The 23,721-nt window shown below is 59.1% G+C and carries 16 protein-coding genes; 13 read left to right on the top strand and 3 right to left on the bottom strand.

The window, feature by feature from the left end; translation table 11 throughout:
* The first annotated feature begins 3 nt into the window (after nt 1–3).
* From ACMLHZ_RS04105 to ACMLHZ_RS04085, 5 genes are read left to right on the top strand one after another with little or no spacing between them, the layout of a single operon-like run.
* Nucleotides 4–921 carry an ABC transporter permease gene (locus ACMLHZ_RS04105; protein ID WP_418666529.1) on the top strand — a complete coding sequence of 306 codons (918 nt, stop codon included), beginning with the start codon at nt 4–6 and terminating at the stop codon, nt 919–921.
* A 12-nt stretch (nt 922–933) separates the two neighbouring features.
* The gene (locus tag ACMLHZ_RS04100) at nt 934–1,836 is read left to right on the top strand and encodes a carbohydrate ABC transporter permease (protein WP_418666528.1); all 903 of its coding nucleotides are present in this window, start codon (nt 934–936) and stop codon (nt 1,834–1,836) included.
* A 7-nt stretch (nt 1,837–1,843) separates the two neighbouring features.
* A complete protein-coding gene (locus ACMLHZ_RS04095; protein ID WP_418666527.1) occupies nt 1,844–3,154 on the top strand; it encodes an alpha-glucosidase/alpha-galactosidase in 1,311 nt (436 codons plus the stop codon).
* Between the two features lie 21 nt (nt 3,155–3,175).
* A complete protein-coding gene (locus ACMLHZ_RS04090; RefSeq protein ID WP_418666526.1) occupies nt 3,176–6,085 on the top strand; it encodes a glycoside hydrolase family 97 catalytic domain-containing protein in 2,910 nt (969 codons plus the stop codon).
* A gap of 56 nt (nt 6,086–6,141) precedes the next feature.
* Entirely contained in the window at nt 6,142–8,334 is a 2,193-nt protein-coding gene (locus ACMLHZ_RS04085) for an alpha-galactosidase (RefSeq protein ID WP_418666525.1), read from the top strand.
* A gap of 78 nt (nt 8,335–8,412) precedes the next feature.
* Here ACMLHZ_RS04085 and ACMLHZ_RS04080 read toward each other — a convergent pair whose 3' ends face one another.
* Nucleotides 8,413–9,471 (bottom strand): DUF6709 family protein, encoded by a 1,059-nt coding sequence (locus ACMLHZ_RS04080; RefSeq protein ID WP_418666524.1) that lies wholly within the window; start codon nt 9,469–9,471, stop codon nt 8,413–8,415.
* A gap of 145 nt (nt 9,472–9,616) precedes the next feature.
* On the opposite strand from ACMLHZ_RS04080, the gene ACMLHZ_RS04075 reads away from it, so the two are divergent.
* The 3 genes from ACMLHZ_RS04075 to ACMLHZ_RS04065 all read left to right on the top strand — a co-directional run bounded on the left by ACMLHZ_RS04075 (nt 9,617) and on the right by ACMLHZ_RS04065 (nt 14,668).
* A complete protein-coding gene (locus ACMLHZ_RS04075; protein ID WP_418666523.1) occupies nt 9,617–10,756 on the top strand; it encodes a DUF3810 domain-containing protein in 1,140 nt (379 codons plus the stop codon).
* A gap of 195 nt (nt 10,757–10,951) precedes the next feature.
* The gene (locus ACMLHZ_RS04070; RefSeq protein ID WP_418666522.1) at nt 10,952–13,030 is read left to right on the top strand and encodes a glycoside hydrolase family 25 protein; all 2,079 of its coding nucleotides are present in this window, start codon (nt 10,952–10,954) and stop codon (nt 13,028–13,030) included.
* Nucleotides 13,031–13,285: 255 nt separating this feature from the next.
* Complete coding sequence (locus ACMLHZ_RS04065) at nt 13,286–14,668, top strand: sodium-dependent transporter (RefSeq protein ID WP_418666521.1); 1,383 nt, start codon at nt 13,286–13,288, stop codon at nt 14,666–14,668.
* A gap of 169 nt (nt 14,669–14,837) precedes the next feature.
* Here the strand turns inward: ACMLHZ_RS04065 and ACMLHZ_RS04060 are convergent, their stop codons facing one another.
* Together ACMLHZ_RS04060 and ACMLHZ_RS04055 are read right to left on the bottom strand one after the other, a co-directional pair.
* Nucleotides 14,838–15,137, bottom strand: a complete 300-nt coding sequence (locus ACMLHZ_RS04060) for a hypothetical protein (protein ID WP_418666520.1) — start codon at nt 15,135–15,137, stop codon at nt 14,838–14,840.
* Nucleotides 15,138–15,321: 184 nt separating this feature from the next.
* Complete coding sequence (locus ACMLHZ_RS04055; protein WP_418666519.1) at nt 15,322–15,462, bottom strand: zinc-ribbon domain-containing protein; 141 nt, start codon at nt 15,460–15,462, stop codon at nt 15,322–15,324.
* Between the two features lie 218 nt (nt 15,463–15,680).
* Between ACMLHZ_RS04055 and ACMLHZ_RS04050 the strand changes: the two genes are divergently transcribed.
* The 5 genes from ACMLHZ_RS04050 (at nt 15,681) to ACMLHZ_RS04030 (ending at nt 23,641) form a co-directional block, all read left to right on the top strand.
* Nucleotides 15,681–16,514 carry a MerR family transcriptional regulator gene (locus ACMLHZ_RS04050; protein ID WP_418666518.1) on the top strand — a complete coding sequence of 278 codons (834 nt, stop codon included), beginning with the start codon at nt 15,681–15,683 and terminating at the stop codon, nt 16,512–16,514.
* A gap of 33 nt (nt 16,515–16,547) precedes the next feature.
* On the top strand, nt 16,548–17,531 hold the full coding sequence (locus tag ACMLHZ_RS04045) for a serine hydrolase domain-containing protein (RefSeq protein WP_418666517.1): 984 nt from the start codon (nt 16,548–16,550) through the stop codon (nt 17,529–17,531).
* 277 nt (nt 17,532–17,808) lie between these two features.
* Nucleotides 17,809–20,202, top strand: a complete 2,394-nt coding sequence (locus ACMLHZ_RS04040) for a GH36-type glycosyl hydrolase domain-containing protein (protein WP_418666516.1) — start codon at nt 17,809–17,811, stop codon at nt 20,200–20,202.
* Between the two features lie 66 nt (nt 20,203–20,268).
* Nucleotides 20,269–21,681, top strand: a complete 1,413-nt coding sequence (locus ACMLHZ_RS04035) for a phosphoglucomutase/phosphomannomutase family protein (RefSeq protein WP_418666515.1) — start codon at nt 20,269–20,271, stop codon at nt 21,679–21,681.
* A 115-nt stretch (nt 21,682–21,796) separates the two neighbouring features.
* A complete protein-coding gene (locus tag ACMLHZ_RS04030) occupies nt 21,797–23,641 on the top strand; it encodes a sensor histidine kinase (RefSeq protein WP_418666514.1) in 1,845 nt (614 codons plus the stop codon).
* The last annotated feature ends 80 nt before the right edge of the window (nt 23,642–23,721 follow it).

Genomic DNA, 23,721 nt, shown 5'->3' with positions numbered 1-23,721 from the left:
GAGATGAACAAGAAATTGAAACTCAGGCGATCGGCGCTGCGCCGTGAGCTGCCGTTCCATTTAATGCTGCTGCCCGCCGTGATCCTGGTAGGCGTTTTCTCCTATGGGCCTATGATGGGGATCGTTATGGCCTTTCAGAAGTTTTCCCCCAAGAAGGGCATTTTCGGTTCAAAATTTATTGGACTGGAGAATTTCAGGTATCTGTTAAACATCCCGGATATTGACAAGGTGGTATTCAACACCTTTTTTATTGCCGGAATGAAACTGGCGCTTGGTGTGATCGTCCCCATGCTGGTCGCGATCCTTTTAAATGAGATCCGCATTTCGCCGGTGAAAAAAGTGATCCAGACCATGGTGTACTTTCCGCATTTTTTGTCGTGGGTCATTTTGAGCGGTATTTTCATCGATATTTTATCGCCTTCAACTGGTATAGTGAACGAGTTTATCACCAGGTTGGGATTTGAACCCGTGTTTTTTTTGGGTGACCCCGATGTGTTTCCCTACACGATGGCACTGACTGAAACATGGAAGGAATTTGGGTTTGGCACCATTGTGTATTTGGCCACGATCTCCGGCATCGATCCTGCTTTGTATGAAGCTGCCGAGGTGGACGGGGCCGGGCGCTGGCAGCAGACGCTTCATATCACGCTGAGCGCGCTGCTGCCCATGGCGGCCTTGATGCTGATCCTGAACCTGGGCGGCGTGCTGAACCTGAGCTTTGAGCAGATCTATAACCTGTACAGCCCGCAGGTATATTCCACCGGCGATATTCTGGATACCTTGGTATACCGCCTTGGCATGATCGATGCACAGTATGGCGTGGCAACTGCCGTGGGGCTGTTTAAATCTGCGGTGTCGCTGGTGCTGGTGTCGTTCTCGTATTGGTTCGCAGGCAAGGTCAGCGGGTATAGGGTGTTCTAAGGAGAGGTTATTATGAGAGGAAATCTTCGCGCATTCCGGCGGTACCCCTGGCAGCGCAAGTTGTTTACAATATTCAATTATCTCATTCTTGCGTTTGCGGCCCTGATCTGCATTTTGCCCATCTTCAATATCCTTGCCATCTCGCTGAGTTCCAGCGCGGCGGCGGGGTCGGGCGCAGTGCGCTTTTGGCCTGTGGATTTTACGTTCGAGTCGTATAATTTTGTGACGGCAAAACCCGAATTTATGCAGTCGTTTTGGGTGTCGGTAAAACGGGTATTGGTGGGGGTGCCGGTCAATATGCTGCTGACGATCCTTGCGGCGTATCCTTTGTCCAAAACGAGAGCGCAGTTTCGCGCCCGGCAGTTTTATGTGTGGTTCTTTTTTATCACCATGCTGTTCAGCGGCGGCTTGATCCCCTATTACATGACGATTTCCAAGGTGGGGCTGATCGACAACTTTTGGGCCCTGATCCTTCCGGGGGCCGTGCCGGTATACAATGTTATCATTCTGCTGAACTTTTTTCGGCAGCTGCCGACCGAGATCGAAGAAGCGGCGCGGGTGGACGGCGCCTCGTACCTTCGCATTCTGGCGCAGATCGTTGTGCCGCTCTCGCTGCCGGCCATTGCCACACTGACCTTGTTCTGCACCGTGAACCACTGGAACTCCTGGTTCGAGGGTCTGCTTTTGATGAACAGGCCGGAGCATTATCCGCTGCAAAGTTATCTCCAGACGGTGATCGTGAACCGCGATATGTCGCTGATGAGCACGACCGATATTTTGACCTTGAGCACGGTCTCGGACAGGACCTCCAAGGCGGCGCAGACCTTTGTGGCCGCATTGCCAATGCTGGTGGTTTATCCGTTTTTGCAAAAATATTTCGCCGCCGGCCTTACCATGGGCGGCGTAAAGGGGTAATGAAAGCATGAAAAAAATTGTATTTATCGGCGCAGGCAGCATCATTTTTGTTAAAAACCTGATCGGGGACTGCATGATGACGCCCTCTGTGCGGGACAGCGAGTTTGCCCTGCTGGACATCGACAGGGAAAAGCTGTATCTGGCGGAAGGGATGCTGAAAAACCTGAATCACAACGTGAACCAGGACAGGGCCACCGTGAAAGCCTACGAAAACCAGCGGGAGGCCTTGGCCGGGGCCGACTTTGTGATCAATGCCATCCAGGTGGGCGGGTACGACCCCTGTGTGATCAACGACTTTGAGATCCCTTTGAAATACGGTTTGAAGCAGACGTATGCCGACACTTTGGGGATCGGCGGGATCATGCGCGGCCTGCGCACGATCCCCGTAATGCAGGGCATCGCTGCGGATATGGAGGAGCTTTGCCCCAACGCATGGCTGCTGAACTATACCAACCCCATGGCCATTGTTACCGGCGCCATGCTGCGCTGCAGCTCCATCAAGACCATTGGCCTGTGCCACAGCGTGCAATCCTGCACGAAAGACCTGATGAGGGTGATTGGAATGGACGAGACCGGCGTGGAGTATAAAATCGCCGGCATCAACCACCAGGCGTGGCTGCTGGAGGTCACCAAGGACGGCGAGGACCTGTACCCGGAGATCAAACAGCGCGCCGCCCGGCTGACCGGGCGGCACGAAGATATGGTGCGCTATGAGATCATGAAGCGCTTTGGCTATTATGTGACGGAGTCCTCGCAGCACACGGCCGAGTACACGCCGTTTTTCATTAAGGATAAATACCCGGAAAAACTGGAGCAGTATGGGATCAAGACCCTGATGTATAAAGATTGGGGCCGCTCGCAGGCCGCATATTGGCAGCAGGCAAAAAAGGAATTGGTGGATAACCTGGAGGTGACGCACACCCGCACCAAGGAGTTTGCCTCGTACATTCTGGACTCACTCATTACCGGCACGCCGTACCGCATCCACGCCAATGTGCTCAATCACGGATACATCACCAACCTGCCCGAGAATGCCTGTGTAGAGGTGCCCTGCCTTGTGGACGGCACCGGAATCTACCCTTGCCATATAGGAGCCCTTCCCCCGCAGTGCGCGGCTTTGAACCGCACCAACATCAATGTGCAGGAGCTGGCGATCGAAGCTGCCCTGACCGGCAAGCGTGAGCATATGTACCAGGCAGCTTTTCTGGACCCGCACACCGCGTCTGAATTGGATATGGACACCATTGCCGCGATGTGTGACGAGCTGATCGCCGCCAACGAAAAATGGCTGCCGATGTTCTTTGAGAAAAATGCATGAAGTCAGAAAGAAGGATGTTGCATGAAAAAATTTGTAAGCCTTTTTCTCGCATTGACCATTTTCGGGTCCGTTTTGTCAATGAGTGCCGGCGCGGAAGAATTCATGCCCACGGAAAACGCGGGTCCCGGTTCGACCGTTTTGCGGGAAGAAGCTGACAGTCCGAGTGGAACTGTTTCCAAAGATCCGTCCAAGGAGGGAGAAACCGTTTTGGATGCTGCAAGTGAAACTCCCGAAGAAGTGCCTGCCGAAGGCGAGCCGGATGCAGCGACTGAAAAGGCTCCCCCCGAATCGCCCACGGAAGAGTTCATGGAAGAGGAAAACGACCAGGCGGTCGTTCCCGATGAAAATATTTCGGTTGAAACAGCCGTATCGGCTGCTGATTTAGCGGTCACATCTCCTGACGGAAGCCTCTCGGTGGGGTTTGAGCTGTCTGAAGCAGGCCAACTGGTCTATACCATCGACAAAAACGGGGAAAACGTTTTGGAAAGCTCTCGCTTAGGGATCTTGACGGATCAAGAGGACTTTTCCAATGGGGTGGAAATCAAATCGACCCAAGTAACTTCTCTGGATGAAAGCTATTCTTTGCCGCAGGGCAAAAAGAGCGTGTATCGCAACCACTACAATGAGCGGGAAATCGTTCTGGAAAAGAACGGCTGTGTTTGCAAGATCTATTTCCGCATCTTTGATGACGGCGTTGCGTACCGATATTATCTGCCGGGAGAAGGAACTGCGACAATTTATGAAGAGAGATCCGAGTTTAATTTGCCCAATAATACCGGCGGATGGGCATTTGACTGGCGCAATGATTATGAGGGGTTGTATACCTACCGTTCTCCCTCTGCTTTCGCAAATGCGAATTTTGCCATGCCCGTGCTCGCCTCGATCAAAAACAATAAATACTGGATGCTGTTGACCGAAGGCAATGTTTACAATGCCAGCGGCAGCTACTGCACCTCCCATTTGGATGGCTCGGCCGGGGAAGTGATGAAAGTGGCGTTTGCACCGGAGCAGACCTCGCCGATCACTGCCACTTATCCGGTGGAGACCCCGTATCGCGTGGCCATTATTACGGATAATCTGAACGACCTTGCCAATTCTGTGCTTGTTACAAATTTGAATCCGCCTGCCGCGATGACGGATACCAGTTGGATCAAAACCGGCAAAGCGGCCTGGTCCTGGTGGTCGGAAGAGCGCTCTCCGCAATGGTTTGAGCGCCAGCGGGATTATGTGGATTTTGCAGCTGAGAACGGATGGGAGTTTGTTACTGTAGATGCAGGTTGGGATGATTCTTGGGTCGCCCAGCTTTGTAAGGAAGCCGCTGCAAAAAATGTGGATATCGTTATTTGGACCGATGTGGGCGCCATTGATACGCAGCAGGAAGTGGACGAAAAATTGGCCAGGTGGGCCTCCTGGGGCGTGGCCGGCGTCAAGGTCGATTTCATGATGAACGATTCCCAAATGCGGATGGAAACCTATCAGCTGATTGCCGAAAAATGTGCCGAGCTTCATATGCTGGTCAATTTTCACGGATCGACCAAGCCCGGCGGCGAGATCCGCACATGGCCGCATGTGACTACCACTGAGGCAGTAAGGGGTTCTGAGCATTACAAGTGGAGCGGATATTCCACTGCGTATCAGAATTCGACCTTGCCGTTTACCCGCAACGTGATTGGGCCGATGGATTTTACGCCAACGGTGATCAGCAACTCCAACCTCAACACCACTCATGCACACCAATTGGCATTATCCGTTGTTTTTGAGTCCGGCATGCAGCATTTTGCCGACTCGATCGATAGCTATGAGGCATGGCGGGGGAAGAACTTCCTGAATAAGGTGCCTGTAACGTGGGATGAGATGCGCGTTTTAGATGCTTTCCCCGGCGACTATGCGGTGATCGCCCGCAGAAAAGGCTCCGAGTGGTATTTGGGCGCAATTTCCAATGCGGCCCGCACCATCACCATCGATTGCAGTTTCCTGAACGGCGGCCATACTGCATATATTTACAAGGATTCCCCGGATCCCAGCATTATGGAGGTCGGCAGCCAGCCGGTAAATTCTTCTTCCACGCTGACGCTTGATCTTGCTTCTGCCGGCGGCTGCGCTATTCTGTTTACCAATGAGCCCTATTCGATAACGCTTGAAGATGATCCTCGGTATGCCTATTACGAGGCAGAATCCACTCAAAACACATTGACCGGCCAAGCAAGCCGTGTGGTGGACGCCAACTGTTTTGGCGGCCAAAAAATCGGCAATTTAGGCGGCGCAAGGAAAAGCTCCGTTACATTCAGGGGACTTTCGGCAGCCGGCGCAGGAACCTACGAGGTAAAGTTGTATTATGCTTCCGGCGAGGCGCGAAACATTTCCTATTGGGTAAATGACGGCGAGGAGCAGGTGCTGGAGCTGCCTGGTACCGGCAGTTACCATACCTTGCGGTGCGCGCGCTTTTATGTTGATTTTAATGACGGTGCGAACTCTCTGAAATTTGGAGGCACGGCCTACGCGCCGGACGTGGACCGCATCGCGATCCGTGCATTCGAGCCTGTAAGCTATACAGCTGTTGAGGCGGAGAGTGGGACACTTTCCGGCCAGGCGCGTGTTGCAAATTCGGCAAACTTCTCCGGCGGCAAAAAGGTCAGCTACGTTGGCCTGGACGGAGAGCTTACGCTGAGCAATATCAAAACAGCTGCGGACGGAACCTACCTGCTGCGGATCTACTACGGCACAGGTGATAACCGCACGGTAATGGTATCCGCCAACGGCGGCGCCCCGGTCAGCGCCATTTGTTTTGACAGCGGCGGTTTTGACACCGTGGAGTACAAGGAGATTCTTTTATCTCTTCCGGCAGGCAGCAATACGCTGCGTTTTTATAACCCGGATGGGTATGCCCCTGATATCGATCGTGTGGAGATCGCTGCAACGCCCATTGAATAATTGACGCTTTGGGGCAGGAGCCTGCTCCTGCCCCATTTTTGCGGAAAGAGGATAGTATGAGCATCCAGTACAACGAAAGAGATAAAACTTTTACGCTGCACACAAAAACGTCCACCTATCAAATGGTCGTGGAAAGCCACCGCTATTTATTGCATTGCTACTACGGCGACCGGATAGAAGGGCAGAACCTATCTTTTCTCATACAGCCGCAGGACCGCGGTTTTGCCGCCAACCCGCCGGACGCAGAGGGGGACCGGACCCTTTCAGTGGATACTCTGCCGCAGGAGTATTCCACGTTTGGCGTGGGAGACTTCCGGGAAAGCTGCCTGGATGTGCGCAATGCGGACGGCAGCGTTGCCGCGGACCTGAGATACAGTGAACATCGCATTTATAAGGGCAAAAAGGCGCTTGCCGGGCTGCCCGCTTCTTATGGTGATCCGGAACAGGTGGATACACTGGAGATCGATTTGGAGGACGCTGTAAGCGGCGTTTGCGTCACGCTGCAATATTCCGTCTTCGAAGAATATGATATCCTTGCCCGCGCTGCGAGAGTCAGCAACCAGGGCGCCCACACGCTCATGTTGGATCGGGCGCTTTCCATGTGCCTGGACGACCCGCTGCCGGTTCAAAAGGATGTGATCACTTTTTATGGCCGCCATATGGGAGAGCGCAATTTGGAGCGAACGGCTCTGCGCCACGGCAAGATCCGGGTCGAAAGCGCCCGCGGTGCTTCGAGCCCTCACCACAACCCTTTTGTGATCTTGTGTGACGCCGGCGCCACGGAAACCAGCGGTGCGTGCTGCGCGTTCTCGCTGGTATACAGCGGCAGTTTTATGGCCCAGGTGGAGGTGGATCAAACCGATTCCTCACGCTTTGTAATGGGGATCGACCCGCAGACCTTTAGCTGGGAGTTAAAAGCAGGGGAAGCATTTCAAGCCCCGGAAGTTCTGATTTGTTACAGCACAAACGGTTTGGCGGAAATGTCGAATAAACTCCACCGCTTCCAGCTTCGGCACTTGGTGCGCGGGCCGTATAAAACGAAACGCTGCCCGGTCCTTGTGAACAACTGGGAAGCCACCTATTTTGATTTTGATACTGAGAAACTGTTGGCCCTGGCTGAAGCTGCCAAGGAAGTGGGCATTGAAATGCTTGTTTTGGACGATGGCTGGTTTGGCAGGCGAAACAGCGACACCACCAGCCTGGGGGACTGGTTTGCAAACACCGAAAAGCTGAAAGGCGGCCTGGGCTGCCTTGGCCGACGACTGCGCGGCATGGGCCTTGAGTTCGGGCTGTGGTTTGAACCGGAAATGGTAAGCCCCGCAAGCCTTTTAATGGATGAGCACCCCGCGTGGTGCCTGAAGATGCCGGGCCGGGCGAATGCGACCAGCCGCAGCCAGTGCGTGCTGAACATGGGCCTTGCCGCCGTGCAGGACTATTTGTTTGACTGCATGGCAAAGATCATCCGCGAAGCAGATCTTGCATATATCAAATGGGATATGAACCGGAGCATCACAAATGCGTACAGTGATGAGCTGCCTGCGCACCGCCAGGGCGAGGTTTGGCACCGGTATATTCTGGGGGTGTACGCGCTGCTGGAGCGGCTGGTACAGGCCTTTCCGGAGCTGCTGATCGAGAGCTGCGCCAGCGGCGGGGGACGATACGATGCGGGGATGCTATATTATTCGCCCCAGGTGTGGGCCAGCGACAATACCGACGCGATCGACCGGCTTGCAATCCAATACGGAAACTCGTTTGGGTTTGCAATGAAAACAATGGGCAGCCATGTTTCGGTCTGCCCCAATCACCAGACTGGGCGGACAACACCGCTGACAACGAGAGGGCTTGTTGCCATGGCCGGCAGCTTTGGCTATGAGATGGACCTGACGCGGCTGGATGCGCAGGAAAAGCGGCAGATAAAACGGCAGATCGCACAATTCAAGGAACAATGGGCCATTCACCAATTGGGGGAATATCATCGCTTGACAGACCCCCGGAAAAATCACTGGTTTGCGGCATGGCAGGTGGTTTCGGAGGATCGATGCATTTCGCTCGTTACAATTGTGGTACGGGAGCCCATCGCAAACCCGCCGGTCCTCTATGTGAAATTGAGGGGACTGGAGCCGACCGGCGTGTACACGGATGAACAGGGTGGGCGGTATACAGGCGCGGCGCTTATGAGCGCCGGTTTGGTTTTGCCCCCCATGCGGGGAGATTACCCCTCCGTTCAAGTGCAATTACGGCACATCTAAAGCGTTGACAGAGCGCATTCAACAAGAAAACCTGCCGCGATCCTTTCGGTTTGCGGCAGGTTTTTGTTTTGGGCAGGCTCAGCCGAACAGCTCCTGCTGAAGGGCTGTGTCGGTGGGGATGGTGGCAAAGCGCGCCGGGTCCTGGCTGAACAGGCGGTTCAGCGCGTCGCTGTAGCCGGTGACCAGGTGGGGCATGCTGGCGGCGAGCATTTGCAGGAGCTCGCGGGCCTGCTCCTCGTTTTTGGCGCCGAGCGTGTACACCTTGCGGTCGCCGGTGCGCAGCTGCACCGACCAGGTGGTGCCGGTCTTGATGCCGTTGGTGCGGTGGGTAAGCCGGTGCACATAGGCCCACAGCACGTTTGGCGCGTCCAGAAGAATGGTTTTGGGGCCCTGGTTGAACAGCACCCAGCGCCCGTCGCTGCGCACGCCGTGCAGCGGCTCGGCGGCAATGTAGAACTCTTCCAAGAGGGGCAGGTCCCCCTGGGCCAGCGCACGGCGCTTGATGGATTTCTGGTAGCCGCCGGTGAGCGCCTTGATCAGCAGCACCGCCAGCCACACCAGCAGGGCCAGACCGATGACGCACATGGACACCGAGAAAGCCTTATCCATGCCGTGCACCTTGCCCTGCCGGATGATGTAGGGCAGGAACGCGTCGTCCAGGGTGCCGCCGTCGGCCAGAAACTCGGTGTAAAGGCCCAGGGTCTCGGCGTCCATGCGCTCCACGGTGCCCTCGATGTGGTAGTAGGTGGTGAGGTCATCGGTGACATCGTCCAGGTAATCCCAACTGTCGTACATCTGCTGCTCCACCCGTTTGAGATCCGCTGCCGGGACCTCCAGCGCGATGTATTCCATGTCGTTGGCGTCGATGATGAAATCCCGGCTTTTGGTGGTCTCGACACTGCTGCCCTCGCGGCGGCTGGTGGTCTCGGCGTACCAGTCGTACACCACGTAGACGTCGGCCTCCACATAGCGGCCTTCCAGATCCTCGCCGTAATAGTCGTACAGCCAGTCCGGGCCCCTGACCAGGTCCACCATGCCGGCGCCGCCCAGGGCCAGACAGACGGCGGCGAACACCGCCAGCAGGATCACGGCGGGAAGCACCCGCTTGAGGCTTTGCTTCTTCAGTTCCTGTAACATGATTTCCTCCCAACACAGCACTTGCGTGCGTTATAACTTTAGTGTACTATATTATGCCGGTGCTTTGCAAGAGGCTGTTTACGCCGGACGAAAAATTTATTATAATGGTAGAATAAAAAGAAACGAAACGAACGGGGGCGGCAGGGTGCATCTTTCCTGGAAAAGGCTGCAATGGCTGCGCGCAAAGCGGTATCTGCGCGAAAACAAGGGCCCTGTGGGCGCGCTGCTGGCTGGCGGAGCCGCGCTGTGCCTGTTCTGGGCCACCCGGGGCAGCACCGCCTGCATGGACTGGTTTATCCGCTATGCGGCCGCCCCCTGGAAGCGGTTTTGGGGCGCGGCGGCGGACCCGCTGCCCTTTTCGCTGTGCGAGGCGCTGTGCACGGCGCTGGGCCTGTGGCTGATCTTTATGGCCGTGCGCACGGTGCAAAAACAGCTGGAGGGGCGGCGCGTGCTGGGGCGGAGGCTGATCAGCCTGGCGGCCCTGGTGGTGTGGGGCTACGCGGGCGTTTGCGCCCTTTGGGGGGTGCACTATTACGGCACAGGTTTTTCGCAAAAGAGCGGCCTCGAGCCCGCGCCGGTGAGCGGGGAAGCGCTGGCGGCAACCACCCGGTGGTTTGCCCAGGGCGCTTCCCGCACGGCGGCCGGGGTGCAGCGCGGCGCAGACGGCTGCTTTGAGGGGGATACGGCGGCCATTCTTGCCGGTGCACAGGGCATTTATGACCCGCTGGTGCGGGAATGGCCCTTTTTGCAGGGGCCGGACCGGACCCCCAAGCCCGCGGTTTATTCCTGGTTCATGAGCGCGGCGGGCTTTACGGGGTATTTGTTCCCCTACCTTGGCGAGAGCACCCTGAATGTGCACTGCCCCGGGGTGTATCTGCCGGTCACGGTGGCCCACGAGATGGCGCATCAGCGGGGGGTGGCGCCCGAGCAGGAGGCGAACTTTTTGGGCATTGCCGCCTGCCTGACCTCTGAGGACCCGGTCTACCGATATTCCGGGTGGCTGTTCGGCTACTCGCACCTGTCCAGCGCGCTTTATTCCGCCGACCCGGAGGCCTGGCAGGAGATATGGGACGAGCTGGACGAAGGCTGCCGGGCGGATATCCGGCAGAACAATGCCTATTGGGACGCCTTCCGCTCGCCGGTCACCACCCTGGTGCAGGGCGGCTATGAGGAATTTTTGCAGGGATACGGCCAGGCGCTGGGGCTGGCCAGCTATGGCGCCTGCGTGGATCTTTTAGTGGCGCGGTACGGAGCGGCGGCGCAGGCCGGGCAGCCGCCCTTGTAACCGAGTTGTTTCAGGCTTGTAATAAAAGCGGGGCAAAACCGTAAATTTTGCCCCGCTTTTTTATCTTTTTGTGAAAAATACTGGAAAACCCTGTCCTTTTTATACTCGCTGTGATATACTAAAACCGCTTATACAGCGCTGTTTTGCGCTTTTTTGACTTCTGCTTTGGTGCATTGACCCGGAGGATCAGTACATATGAACAAAAAAGACCTTTCCCGATATTTTTCGCCCAGCCGGCTGGCCCGGGTGCCCCTGTACAAGGCCATTCTGGCAGTGTGCTGCGCGGTGGTCCTGGTGGTCGGCACCGGGGCGGGCATTGCAGTGACCGCGGCAAACGCGGGGGCGAACAGCGCTTCCCAGCCCGGCAGCGCGAGCCTGGCCGCCACGGCTGCGCCCACCCTGAGCCCCACGGCCAGCCCCACGCCGGAGCCGACGGCCACCCCGGCCCCCGTGCAGCTTGCACTGGAGGCCACCGCCGTGCAGCAGAGCCTGGGCATCACAATAATGGATGCCGAGACCGGCGCGCCGGTGCTGGGCGAGGATTTTGAGGTAACGCTCAAGTACACGGCCCCGAAGAAGAGCAACAGCAAAGCGGGTTCTTCTTCCGGAGCGTCCTCGTCCAAACCGCAAAAAGAGATCACCACCTACAACATCGACCCCAAGACCGGCACTTTGCTGATCAAGGAGGCGGCGGTGGGGGATTACACCATCACCGTGACCGAGCGCGAGGGGTACGTGGTGCCCGGCCCCGCCACGGCCTCGGTGACCGAAAAGGTCACCTACAAGGCCGACACCGAGGCCGTGAAGGACAAGATCAAGACCGAGAGCGAGGTGGGCGCGGGCGATATCGTGAACGACAACAAGGTCATCGACGACCAGACCAGCAGCGATTTCGACCCAACCAAGGACCAGCCCACCAAAAACGATTACGATTACAACGACAGCAAAGTGGAACCGGTGAACGCCAATGTTTACCTGCTGAACGCCACGAATTTTATCCAGCAGAACGGCAAGTGGTACCTGAAAAACGCCGACGGCAGCCGCAGTAACTACTATGTGGCTGAGGCGGATCAAAAGACCGACGTAAACGGCAACAAGTTTGCGGTAAAGGCCACCCTGGACAAAACGGCGCCCGCCAGCGTGGGCGGCGTGATGGGCTTCAGCCTGGCCAGCCTGTTCTTCCCCACAGCCTATGCGGATGAGGCCGAGAGCGGCTCGTCCTCTGCCAGCAATGTGGAGAGCCCTGTGCCCCCCACCGAGATTCCCACCCCGGAGCCCACGGCCGAGCCCACGCCGGTGCCAACCGCCGAGCCTACGGCTGAGCCCACGCCGGAGCCCACGGCCGAGCCTACCCCGGCCCCCACCGCTACCCCGACGCCGAGTCCCACGGCGAGCCCGGCGCCTACGCCGGGAACCACCCCCCAGCCGGACACCCTGCAGCTGTACGACGAGGCGCAGAGGACGGTTGTGGCGCAAAGCGGGTTTATGCTGACCGCCAGCACGGTGGTGGTGGAGAACCTGTACAGCGGCTGGTACCCCAGCAAGAGCGACAAGCAGGCGTATTATGACCCCAGCACCCACAAAAAGGTCACCGGTGAGAAGGTGATCGCCGGCGTGCGCTACAAGTTCGACGGCAACGGCAAGTTTGAGGGCGAGGTGGTCGTTTCCGGCAAGTACAAGGGTGTGGATGTGTCCAAATACCAGGGCAACATCAACTGGAGCCAGGTCAAGGCCTCGGGCATTGACTTTGCCATCATCCGGGTGGGCTACCGGGGCTACGGCACGGGCGCGCTGGTGGAGGACCCCACCTTCCGCCAGAACATCCGGGGCGCCACCGCGGCGGGCCTGAAGGTGGGCCTGTATTTCTACAGCCAGGCGGTGAACGAGGTCGAGGCCGTGGAGGAGGCCAGCATGGTGCTGCGCCTGTGCAGCGGCTACAACATCAGCTACCCCATCTACTTCGACACCGAAAAGGTGGCGGGCGATACCGGCCGGGCCGACAACATCAGCCGCAACCAGCGCACCGCCAACGCGGTGGCGTTCTGCGAGACCATCCAAAATGCGGGCTACCGGGCGGGCGTATACAGTTATGCCTCCTGGTTCTACAACCAGTTGAACATCGCCAACATCAGCCAGTACAGCATCTGGATCGCCCAGTACCGGGACAACCTGACCTTTGATTACAATTACGACATCTGGCAGTACACCAGCTCCGGGCGGGTGCCCGGCATTCCGAACAATGTGGACATGAACGTGAGCAAGCGCAACTTTTAACAGCAGCCCCCCGGAAGCGCACAGCTTCCGGGGGGCTTTGTGCTGAAGGCCGATCGGTGGGAGGGCCGGGGGCCCCGTGGAGGAAAGGGCGAAGGTAAAAGCGGCCTTCCTGCTGCTTTTTGCAAAAATGCGGCGGTTTGATGCTTGCGCGGTGCAGCGTGTTTCGTTATAATAGAGGAGCACTGCGTTAAAGTGCAGAAAAAGACGCACGGGAAGGCGGCGCCGGCCCGGCGGATCGTGAGGAAATTGCGGATCATGAAAAGAGAGACCTTCGGCTCGCGCCTGGGCTTTTTGCTGCTCAGCGCCGGGTGCGCCATCGGCATCGGCAATGTGTGGCGCTTCCCCTATGTGGTGGGGCAGAACGGCGGCGGCGCGTTTGTGCTGCTGTATCTGCTGTTTTTGGCGGCGGTGGGTGTGCCGGTGCTGACCATGGAGTTTGCCATTGGCCGCGCCAGCAAAAAAAGCTGCGTTATGGCCTACCAGGAGCTGGAGCCCAAGGGCACCAAATGGCACTGGCACGGCAAGGTGGCCATGCTGGGCAACTATGTGCTGATGGCCTTTTACACCACGGTGGCGGGCTGGATGCTGTATTATTTCTACCGCTTTGTGCGGGGCGAGCTGTCGGGGCTGGACACCGCGGGGGTGGGCGGCGCCTTCAACAGGATGCTGGGCCAGCCGGGCACCATGGGCCTGTGGATGCTGATCGTGGTGGCGGCCGGCTTTGCGGTGTGTTCCCTGGGCCTGCAAAGGGGCGTGGAACGCATCACCAAGTGGATGATGGTGGCGCTGCTGGTGATCATGGTGGTGCTGGCGGTAAACAGCCTGTTTTTGCCGGGCGGCACCGAGGGGGCGCGCTTTTACCTGGTGCCGGACTTTTCGGTGATGGTGAAGGACACCCCGATGGAGACCCTGAAAGCCACACTGAACGTGGTGGTGGCGGCCCTGAACCAGAGCTTTTTTACCCTGAGCCTGGGGATCGGCGCCATGCTGATCTTTGGCAGCTACCTGGGCCGGCAGCGCAGCCTGCTGGGCGAGAGCGTGAACATCGCCCTGCTGGACACCTTTGTGGCGTTTGTGAGCGGGTTGATCATCTTCCCGGCGTGTTTTGCCTACAATGTTCCGGCGGACAGCGGCCCCCCACTGATCTTTATCACCCTGCCCAACGTGTTCAACGCCATGAAGGGCGGCAGGGTGTGGGGCAGCCTGTTCTTTTTGTTCATGAGCTTTGCGGCGTTTTCCACCATTGTGGCGGTGTTTGAAAACATTCTGGCCTGCACCATGGACGCCACCGGCTGGAGCCGAAAAAAAGCGGCGCTGGTGAACGGGCTGGTGGTGGCGGCCATCTCGCTGCCCTGTGTGTTGGGGTATAACCTGTGGTCCGGCTTTGCGCCCCTGGGCACGGGCAGCACGGTGCTGGACCTGGAGGACTATCTGGTGAGCAACATCCTGCTGCCCGGCGGCAGCCTGGTTTACCTGTTTTTCTGCATCAGCCGGGTGGGCTGGGGCTTCAAAAATTACCAGGCCGAGGCAAACCAGGGCAAGGGCCTGAAGGTGCCCGGCTGGATCCGGGGGTATGTGACCTATGTGCTGCCGGTGATCGTGGGGCTGCTGTTCATCAAGAGCATTTTCCGCTGGTGAAGCTGGATTTTGTAAAAAAGCGCGCCGCCCGCAAAAAGGCGGCTATGATTTAAAAAAAGCGGCATGGCCCCGGGGCCATGCCGCTTTTTGCCGAAACGCGCCTTTGCTTTCATTTTCGGGGTCCATTCCGATCTGTTCGCAGGTATTTATAAAATCCAGCCGCAGGGCTTTATTGGAAATTGTATATAGAAAACAAAGCCTTGGCCGGCAGGGCGGACTGTGCCGGGAAACTGGAGGAAGCGCTGGCCACGCTGCTGGGGGGCGAGGCGGCCGAAGCGCCGGCGCCGGCTGCGCCGGAGGCGGGCGAACCCTGCTTTGGCGTGCAAAGGAGGAAGGTGGCCCCGGTGATGAGGGCGATGAGGAAAAGCTTGACCGGCGTTTTGAGCTTGGGGCTTTTTGCAACGGCAACAATGGCAGCGAGGGGCAGAAGAAGCACCCAAAAAAGGATGGTGAGCAAAAGGCCGCGCAACTTGTGTGCCGGCTTCGGCACGCCAAGGTCCGGGCCCAGTGCCTCGCTGGAAATGGGCGAAGCCCTGCCGGCCGCGTCAAGGTCCGGGCCCAGCGCCTCGCCGGAAATGGGCGAAGCCCTGCCGGCCGCGCCAAGGTCCGGGCCCAGCGCCTCGCTGGAAACGGGCGAAGCCCCGCTGGCCGCGTCAAGGTCCGGGCCCCCTTGTGTTTGCCGGGCGGGAAGCGGCGGTGGGGCCAGCCTGCGGTGTGTATGCCTTTAGACCGCATCGGGGGCAAAAGCGCATGGTGTCTTGCAGGGGACAGCCGCATTTTGTGCAATAATGCATCCCGCATCCTCCTGAAAATTTATTTTGGCGTTCGGGCGCGTGGCCGCAGCCGGGAGATATAAGCGTATGACACCATTGTAAAGTGAAAAATGATATCTGTCAATTTAAAACACAATGCGGGCGGGCCCTTTTAAGAAACGCGCCCTTTTGCACAAAAACCGGCTTGACTTTGCCCTTGCGGCAACGTTTATACTACAGGATAGAAGGGAGGCGGCGGCATGTTGTCGATCGGGGAGTTTTCGAATCTGTGCAGGGTGTCGGCCAAGACGCTGCGCTATTACGCTGAGATCGGGCTGCTGGCGCCCAGCCTGGTGAACCCAGAGAGCGGATACCGCTATTATGCCATGGAGCAGCTGGAAACAATGCTGTTTATAAACCGCATGAAAGCGTACTCTTTCTCGCTGGAGGAGATCCGGGAGCTGCTGAAGGCAAGGGACGCGGGGGACGGCGCCCTTTATCCCGCCCTGCTGCAAAAGAAAGAGCAGTTGGAAAAAAGGGTGCGCGCCTGCCAGAGCGTTCTGGAACAACTGGACGGCGATATGCAGGCCCTGGCGCAGGGGAAAGCCATTATGGCCTATATGGAAAAGATCCGGGTCCAGCTTGCCGACGTGCCCGCGATGCGGCTGCTGTCGGTGAGGAAAAGGGTGCGGACCGAGGAATATCCCACGGAATATGCAGGGTGCTTCGGCAGGCTGTTCCGAAAGATCGCGGCCGAAAAACTGACCATGGCGGCGCCCCCGATGGTGCTCTTTCACAGCGCGGAGCACACCCCTGCCGGGCTGGATACGGAATTTGCGGTGCCGGTGCGGGAGTACGTGACGGGAACGAGAGATTTTTGCCCGGGGCTGTGCTTGAAAACGGTGGTGCGGGGGGCCTATACGCAGCTTCCCTCGGTGTACACAAAGCAGCTTGAGTGGGCGGAAAAAGAGGGGTATAAGTGCGTGGGCGCTTTGTACGAGGTGTATGTGACCGACCCCACCCAGGCGGCCGACGAAAAAGACAATGTGACGGAGGTGTACTGCCCGGTCAAAAAGGCCGCGCGGAAGGGCTGACCCGTGCAATGAACCGGAAAGGGAGAACGAAAGATGGAAAAAGAAAAAATCACACAGCTGGAGGACACGATCCGAAGGGACTATTCGAACATTGCCGGGATCGTGGTGAGAAAAGACGGCGAGACCGTGTGGGAGAGGTATTTTGGCGGTTGCAGCGAGGCCAGCAGGCTGCATGTGTTCTCGGTGACCAAGAGCGTTGTCTCGGTGCTGGTGGGCATCGCCATCGACCGGGGGCATATCCGGAGCGTGGATCAGAAGGTGGCCGACTTCTTCCCCGAAGCCGCGGCAAGAAACGGCAGCTTGCGCGAGGTGACACTGGAAAACCTGCTCACGATGACCGTGCCCTACAAATACAGGCTTGCACCGTACAAACAATATTTTACCAGCGACGACTGGGTGGAGTTTTCGCTGGGGCTGGTGGGCGAGGGCAGAAAGGTGGGGAGATTCCGCTATGCGCCGCTGATCGGGCCGGACATCCTGTCGGGGATCCTGGTGAGGGCGACGGGGCGGCGGGTGCTGGAATTTGCAAAAGAAAATCTGTTTGCGCCGCTGGGCATCGAGGTGGAAAAGAGCATCGTTTTCGGCAGCAAGGAAGAGCAGATGGCTTTTAACCGGGCCACAAACATCAGCGGCTGGGCGGCGGACCCTCAAGGAATGAATGCGGCTGCCTGGGGGCTCACCCTCTCGGCGGCGGACATGGCAAAGCTGGGGCAGCTGCTTTTAAACGGCGGCATGTGGAACGGGGCGCGCATCGTATCGGAAGGGTGGGTCGCCCGGAGCACCTCGGAGCACGCCCGGTGGAAGCAGAGGGACCTTGCCTATGGGTACCTGTGGTGGGCGGGCGTTGGCGGAGGGCGAGCCTATGCGGCCATGGGAGACGGCGGAAATGCCATTTATGTGGATCCCGCGCGCGGGATGGTGGTGGCCATCGCATCCATTTTCGCCCCCAGGGCAAAGGACAGGATCGAATTTATAAAAGAGCAGGTGGAGCCCCTGTGGGGAAACGACCCTGCTTAAAACAGGGCCCCGGCGGTTTTGATGTCAGCATCAAGACCGCCGGGGCTTTGTTGGCTAAAGCGGGGCGGAGCGGGGAAAACGCTCCGCCCCGCTGTGGCGAAAGATGGAGTTTAGGAGGGCGCCGGGCAGGGAGCAAAAATAACAAAGATAAGCCAAGCCCTGCCCTGTGCAAACCGGGCGGCACAGGGTACAATGAAAGCTAGAAAACTATGTGGAGCCGCCGGAAAAGCCCCGCGCCCGGCGCCGGCCAAACATAAAAGGAGCGTGCACATACAACATGCAATACGGTCATTTTGACAATGAAAAGCGCGAATATGTGATCGACCGGGTAGACCTGCCCACCAGTTGGACCAACTACCTGGGCACCGAGGATATGTGCGCCGTGCTGAACCACACCGCCGGCGGCTATCTGTTTTACAAAAGCGCTGAATACCACCGCATCACCCGGTTCCGGGCAAACGCCGTGCCTATGGACCGGCCCGGGCATTATGTTTACCTGCGGGACGACGAGACCGGCGAATACTGGTCGGTGAGCTGGCAGCCTGTGGCAAAGCCCCTGGACGAGGCGAAATACACCTGCCGCCACGGCATGAGCTACACGGTGTACGAGTGCGAGTATAACGGCATCAAGGCCAGCCAGACCATGTACATCCCCATTGGCACGCCGGTGGAGGTGTGGGATATAAAGCTGGAGAACCTGTCCGGCAGGCCCCGCACCATCAGCGTGTTCAGCTACGCGGAGCTTGCCTACCACCACATTGATATGGACAACCGCAATTTCCAGATGAGCCTTTACGCCGCGGGCTCCAGCTATGCGGGCGGGGTGATCGAGCAGGACCTGTTCTACGAGGAGGACGGTTTTCAGTATTTCGCCTCCACCTTTGAGCCGGACAGCTTTGAGACCCTGCGGGACGAATTCATCGGCCCCTACCGCACCGAGTCGGATCCCATTGGGGTGGAGCGCGGGCGGCTGGGCGGCCACACCGAGCTGGGCGGCAACCAGTGCTGCGGGCTGCACAAGCAGTGGGAGCTGGAAGCGGGCGCAAACCGCAGGTTTGCCTTTTTCCTGGGCGAGGGGCGGCGCGAGGCAGGCCTTGCGGTGCGGCAGAAGTTTTTGGCAGACGCCGCACGGGATGAGGCCATGGCTGCCCTGCGCGCCCTGTGGGACAAAAAGTGCGCGGCGCTGCAGATCGACACCCCCAGCGAAGCCATGAACACCATGATCAACATCTGGACCCTGTACCAGAGCGAGGTGAACGTGATGTTCAGCCGCTTTGCCAGCTTTATCGAGGTGGGCGGCCGCACCGGCCTTGGTTACCGCGACACCAGCCAGGACGCCATGACCGTGCTGCACTCCAACCCCGAAAAATGCCGCCAGCGGATCATGCAGCTGCTCAAGGGCCTGGTGAGCGAGGGCTACGGCCTGCACCTGTTTGAACCGGAATGGTTCGAGCCCCAAAAACAGCAGAGCTTCAAAAGCCCCACCGTGGTGCCCACGCCGGATAAGGCCAGCATGATCCACGGCCTGAAGGACGCCTGCTCGGACGACGCGCTGTGGCTGGTATCCACCATCGTGGACTCGGTAAAGGAGCTGGGCGATCTGGACTTTGTGGATCAAAAGGTGAGCTATGCCGACGGCGGGGAGGACACGGTTTACGACCACATGAAGACCATCCTGGATTTTTCAGCCCGCATGGTGGGCGCGCACGGGGTATGCCAGGGCCTGCGGGCCGACTGGAACGACTGCCTGAACCTGGGTGGCGGCGAGAGCGCCATGGTGAGCTTTCTGCACGTGTGGGCCCTGGGCAATTTTATTGAGCTGGCGCAGCGCCTGGGCCGCAGCGAGGATGTGGAGAAATACACCGAACTGCGCAAAAAGGTGATCGCCGTGTGCGAGGATCAATTGTGGGACGGCAAATGGTACCTGCGGGGCTACACCAAAAGCGGGCGGCCCATTGGCACCGATGCGGACGCTGAGGGCAAGGTGCACATGGAGTCCAACACCTGGGCGGTGCTCTCGGGCGCGGCGGGCTATGAGCGCGGGATCTCGGCCATGGATGCGGTGGATGAGTATCTTTACACCCCCTACGGCCTGATGCTGAACGCGCCGGCCTACTCGAAGCCGGACGACGACATCGGCTTTGTGACCCGGGTCTACAAGGGCCTGAAGGAAAACGGCTCGGTGTTCAGCCACCCCAACCCTTGGGCGTGGGCGGCCGAGTGCCGCCTTGGCCGCGGCGACCGGGCCATGAAGTTCTACAACGCGCTGTGCCCCTACAACCAGAACGATATGATCGAGATCCGCAAGGCCGAGCCATACAGCTACTGCCAGTTCATCAGCGGCAGGGATCACACCAAATACGGGGAGGCGCATCACCCCTTTATGACCGGTTCCGGCGGCTGGAGCTATGTGGCCGCCACACGCTACATGCTGGGCATCATGCCGGATTTCGACGGCCTGCGCATCGACCCCTGCATCCCCGCAGGATGGGACGGCTTTTCGGTACAGCGGCGTTTCCGGGGCGCTGAGTATCACATCCGGGTGGAGAACCCCGGCCATGTGTGCAAGGGCGTGAAGGAAGTATACCTGAACGATGAAAAGCTGACCGACCAGCTGGTGCCCGCACAGCCCGCGGGCGCGGAGTGCCAGGTGCGGGTGGTGCTGGGCTGAAACGCCCGGCGCCGGCACACGCCCCCGGTGGGGGCCCTACATCATAACGAGAAGAGGCAAGCAGAAATGATCAAGTTCGGTACCGGCGGCTGGCGCGCCGTCATAGGGGATGAGTTCACCCGGGAGAACGTGCAGCTTTTGGCCGCGGCCCTGGCCTACAAAATGAAGGAGGACGGCGTGGCCGGCAAGGGCTTTGTGATCGGCTATGACCGGCGCTTTTTGAGCCAGGAGGCCGCCGGCTGGGCGGCCGAGGCCTTTGCGGGGGCGGGGGTACACACCTCGATCATCCACCGCGACAGCCCCACCCCCCTGGTCATGTTCACCGTGGCGGGCAAGGGCTTCCCCTACGGCATGGCGGTGACCGCCAGCCACAACCCGGCCATTTACAACGGCATCAAGGTGTTTATGGAGGGCGGCCGCGACGCGGACGAGGTGTTCACCAGCGAGCTGGAGGGCTACATCCGCATGGCCGAGACCCGTGAGCGCCCCATCGTGGAACTGCCCGAGGCGCTGGCCCAGGGGCTGGTGGAGTACATCGACCCCATGAACGAATACATCGACAATATTATGGAAGCGGTGGACATGAAGGCCATCCGCGAGGCGGGGCTGCACATTGCCCTGGATCCCATGTACGGCGTGTCGCAGACGGCATTGCAGACCATCCTGCTGACCGCCCGGTGCGGGGTGGAGGTCATTCACGAGCGGCGGGACGCGCTGTTTGGAGGGCGGCTGCCCGCCCCCAGCGAAAAGACCCTGGCGGGCCTGATCAACTTTGTGATCGAGCATCACTGTGACCTGGGCATCGCCACCGACGGCGACGCGGATCGGCTGGGCGTGATCGACGACACGGGTGAGTTTTTACACCCCAACAAGATCCTGGTGCTGCTGTATTACTACCTGCTGAAATATAAGGGCTGGAAGGGCAGCGCGGTGCGCAACATCGCCACCACCCATCTGCTGGACCGCATCGCCGCCTCCTTTGGCGAGCAGTGCTACGAGGTGCCGGTGGGCTTTAAATATGTATCCGGCAAAATGCTGGAGACCGGGGCCATCATTGGCGGCGAGAGCAGCGGCGGCCTGACCGTGCGGGGGCACATCCAGGGCAAGGACGGCATTTATGCCGGCAGCCTGCTGGTGGAAATGGTGGCCAAAACCGGCCGCAGCCTGAGCCAGCTGTGGCAGGAGATTGAGCAGCAGTACGGCCGCTGTGAGATGGCCGAGCGGGACTACCGTTTCAGCCAGGCCAAAAAGGCCGAGATCTACACCCAGCTGCTGGAGGATAAACTGCTGCCCACCTTTGCCCATGAGGTGGACCGGGTGAGCTATCAGGACGGCTGCAAGGTCTATTTTGCGAACGGCGGGTGGATCATCGCCCGCTTCTCGGGCACCGAGCCTTTGCTGCGCATCTTCTGCGAGATGCCCACCATGCGGGAGGCCGACGCCGAGGCCGACTGCATGCAGCAGTTCCTGGGCCTGTGACAGCAAACAGCCAAAAGCGGGGGCGCACAAAACGTGCGCCCCCGCTTTTTAGTGCCCGGGGCGCGGCGGACTGTGTTATAATAAAGCAAAATACGCCTGCCCGGGGAGGGGTTTTATGAAAGAAAAACGGAAGCGCATCTCGCTGCGGTGGAGCCTGGTGGCCCTGGTGCTGGGGTGTTGGGTGCTGCCGCTGGTGCTGCTGCTTTGCCTTTCGGGGTACTATCTGAACCGGAACATGTATGAAAAGGTGTCGCAGGTGATTGCCTCAACGGTGGAAAACCAGGCCGGCATCAGCGGGGTGCAGCTGGAACAGGTGGTCAACCAGAGCATCTCGGCCACCTACACCGGCGAGATCAAGCAGGCCTGGCTGCGCTATATGTCCAGCCAGGACGGCGGCCTGGGCGCCAGCGACAGCGAATTATACCAGGCGATCAACACCTACCTGCGCAACCAGTACCGCAACCATGCCCTGGTGCGCTACTCCAATGTGCAGTTTCTTTCAGGGGTGGACAAGACCGTCTATTACTACGACCAGGGGCTGATCAACCGGGGCCAATATAAGGATCACGAATTTTATCTGGAAAAGGTGCAGGGCCAGGTGCTGGCGCTGACCGATTCGTTGGAAGGGCATATCGCGTTTTTGAACGTGGAAGGCCGCGTTTACCTGACCCGGTGCATTTTCAACGGCGCGCAGCCCATTGCCGCGCTCACGCTGGAGCTGGAACCGGACATCCTGCAGCTGGGCAACCTGATCGAGCAGGGGTGGAACCGGGGCGCAGTGATCACGGTGGAAACGCGGGGTATGGCCGGCGTGCAGGGAGCCCTGGAAGACGGCGCGCGCCAGGGCGGCGCCGGGCAGGAGCGCGGCTGCCGCTTTGTAACGGGCGAGGCGATCTCGCCCCCGGCGTTTGACTACGACGCGGCGGGGGAGATCGAGGTGGCCCGGGTGGAGGGCAAGCCCGACTTTGCCTGGATTTACGGCCGCCAGACCGCCGACCGGTTTACCCTCACCTATGTGGTGGAGGCCGATATGACCGGCCTGCTCTCGCAGAGCGCGCCCTACTTCCGCACGCTGGGGGCCATTGCGCTGCTGCTGATCCCGCTGATGACCAGCGTGTTCGTGTTTTTCCACCGCAAGATCAACCGGCCGGTGAACCTGCTCACCGCGGCCTCGAACCGCATTGAGCAGGGCGAGTTCGGCGTGCAGGTGGAGGAGCGGAAAATGGGCAGCGCCGAGCTGGAATACCTGGGCGGGCAGTTCAACCGCATGAGCGGCCAGCTGCAAAATCAGTTCGAGCGCATCTACCGGGAGGAGCTGGCCCTGCGGGACGCCCGGATCATGGCGCTGCAAAGCCAGATCAACCCGCACTTTTTGGGCAATACCTTGGAGGTCATCAACTGGGAGGCCCGGCTTGCGGGGGATGTGAAGGTCAGCATGATGCTGGAGGCGCTGTCCACCATTCTGGAGGCCACCATGGACCGCAGCCACCGCTCCACCATCCGCCTGTCGGAGGAACTGCACTATGTGAACGCCTACCTCACCATCATCGGGCACCGGCTGGGCCGCCGCCTTACGGTGGAGCGCGAGATCGACGAGAGCCTTTTGGAGATGGAGGTGCCGCGCCTGGTGATGCAGCCCATCCTGGAAAACGCGGTGGAGCATGGGGTGGGCAACAAGCAGCATGGGGTGATCGTGATCCGCGCGCGCCGCGAGAGCGGGGAGTGGATGAGCCTGGAGGTGGAGAACGACTCGCCCCTCACCCCGGATGCCGAGGCCCGCATCCGGGTGCTGCTCACCAGCGAGGAACAGCCCGCCGGCGTGGGTTCCACCAGCCTGGGCATCCGCAACGTGCACCAGCGGCTCCGCATCCTGTACGGCGAGGAGAGCGGGCTTTCCGTCAAAACCACCAAAAACGGGCACACACTTTCGTCAATGCGTGTAAGGCTTCCACAGGCTTGACAAGTTTAGGCAATAAAAAGCAAGTGCGTTCATTAAAAAAAGAGGAAAAATGCGATATTATATAGACACAGCAGATGGCC

Source organism: Allofournierella sp. (assembly GCF_048388525.1).
Lineage (GTDB): Bacteria > Bacillota > Clostridia > Oscillospirales > Ruminococcaceae > BQOK01.
Note: the sequence above shows the minus strand (reverse complement) of the source record. Positions and strands in the feature narration are given on the sequence as shown.

Excerpts from the sequence above, each read along its gene's own strand:
- ACMLHZ_RS04100 (WP_418666528.1), top strand. The coding sequence starts at position 934 with ATGAGAGGAAATCTTCGCGCATTCCGGCGGTACCCCTGGCAGCGCAAG.
- ACMLHZ_RS04030 (WP_418666514.1), top strand. The coding sequence starts at position 21,797 with ATGAAAGAAAAACGGAAGCGCATCTCGCTGCGGTGGAGCCTGGTGGCC.
- ACMLHZ_RS04050 (WP_418666518.1), top strand. The coding sequence starts at position 15,681 with ATGTTGTCGATCGGGGAGTTTTCGAATCTGTGCAGGGTGTCGGCCAAG.
- ACMLHZ_RS04045 (WP_418666517.1), top strand. The coding sequence starts at position 16,548 with ATGGAAAAAGAAAAAATCACACAGCTGGAGGACACGATCCGAAGGGAC.
- ACMLHZ_RS04055 (WP_418666519.1), bottom strand. The coding sequence starts at position 15,462 with ATGCATTATTGCACAAAATGCGGCTGTCCCCTGCAAGACACCATGCGC.
- ACMLHZ_RS04035 (WP_418666515.1), top strand. The coding sequence starts at position 20,269 with ATGATCAAGTTCGGTACCGGCGGCTGGCGCGCCGTCATAGGGGATGAG.
- ACMLHZ_RS04070 (WP_418666522.1), top strand. The coding sequence starts at position 10,952 with ATGAACAAAAAAGACCTTTCCCGATATTTTTCGCCCAGCCGGCTGGCC.
- ACMLHZ_RS04090 (WP_418666526.1), top strand. The coding sequence starts at position 3,176 with ATGAAAAAATTTGTAAGCCTTTTTCTCGCATTGACCATTTTCGGGTCC.
- ACMLHZ_RS04040 (WP_418666516.1), top strand. The coding sequence starts at position 17,809 with ATGCAATACGGTCATTTTGACAATGAAAAGCGCGAATATGTGATCGAC.
- ACMLHZ_RS04080 (WP_418666524.1), bottom strand. The coding sequence starts at position 9,471 with ATGTTACAGGAACTGAAGAAGCAAAGCCTCAAGCGGGTGCTTCCCGCC.
- ACMLHZ_RS04095 (WP_418666527.1), top strand. The coding sequence starts at position 1,844 with ATGAAAAAAATTGTATTTATCGGCGCAGGCAGCATCATTTTTGTTAAA.
- ACMLHZ_RS04065 (WP_418666521.1), top strand. The coding sequence starts at position 13,286 with ATGAAAAGAGAGACCTTCGGCTCGCGCCTGGGCTTTTTGCTGCTCAGC.
- ACMLHZ_RS04085 (WP_418666525.1), top strand. The coding sequence starts at position 6,142 with ATGAGCATCCAGTACAACGAAAGAGATAAAACTTTTACGCTGCACACA.
- ACMLHZ_RS04105 (WP_418666529.1), top strand. The coding sequence starts at position 4 with ATGAACAAGAAATTGAAACTCAGGCGATCGGCGCTGCGCCGTGAGCTG.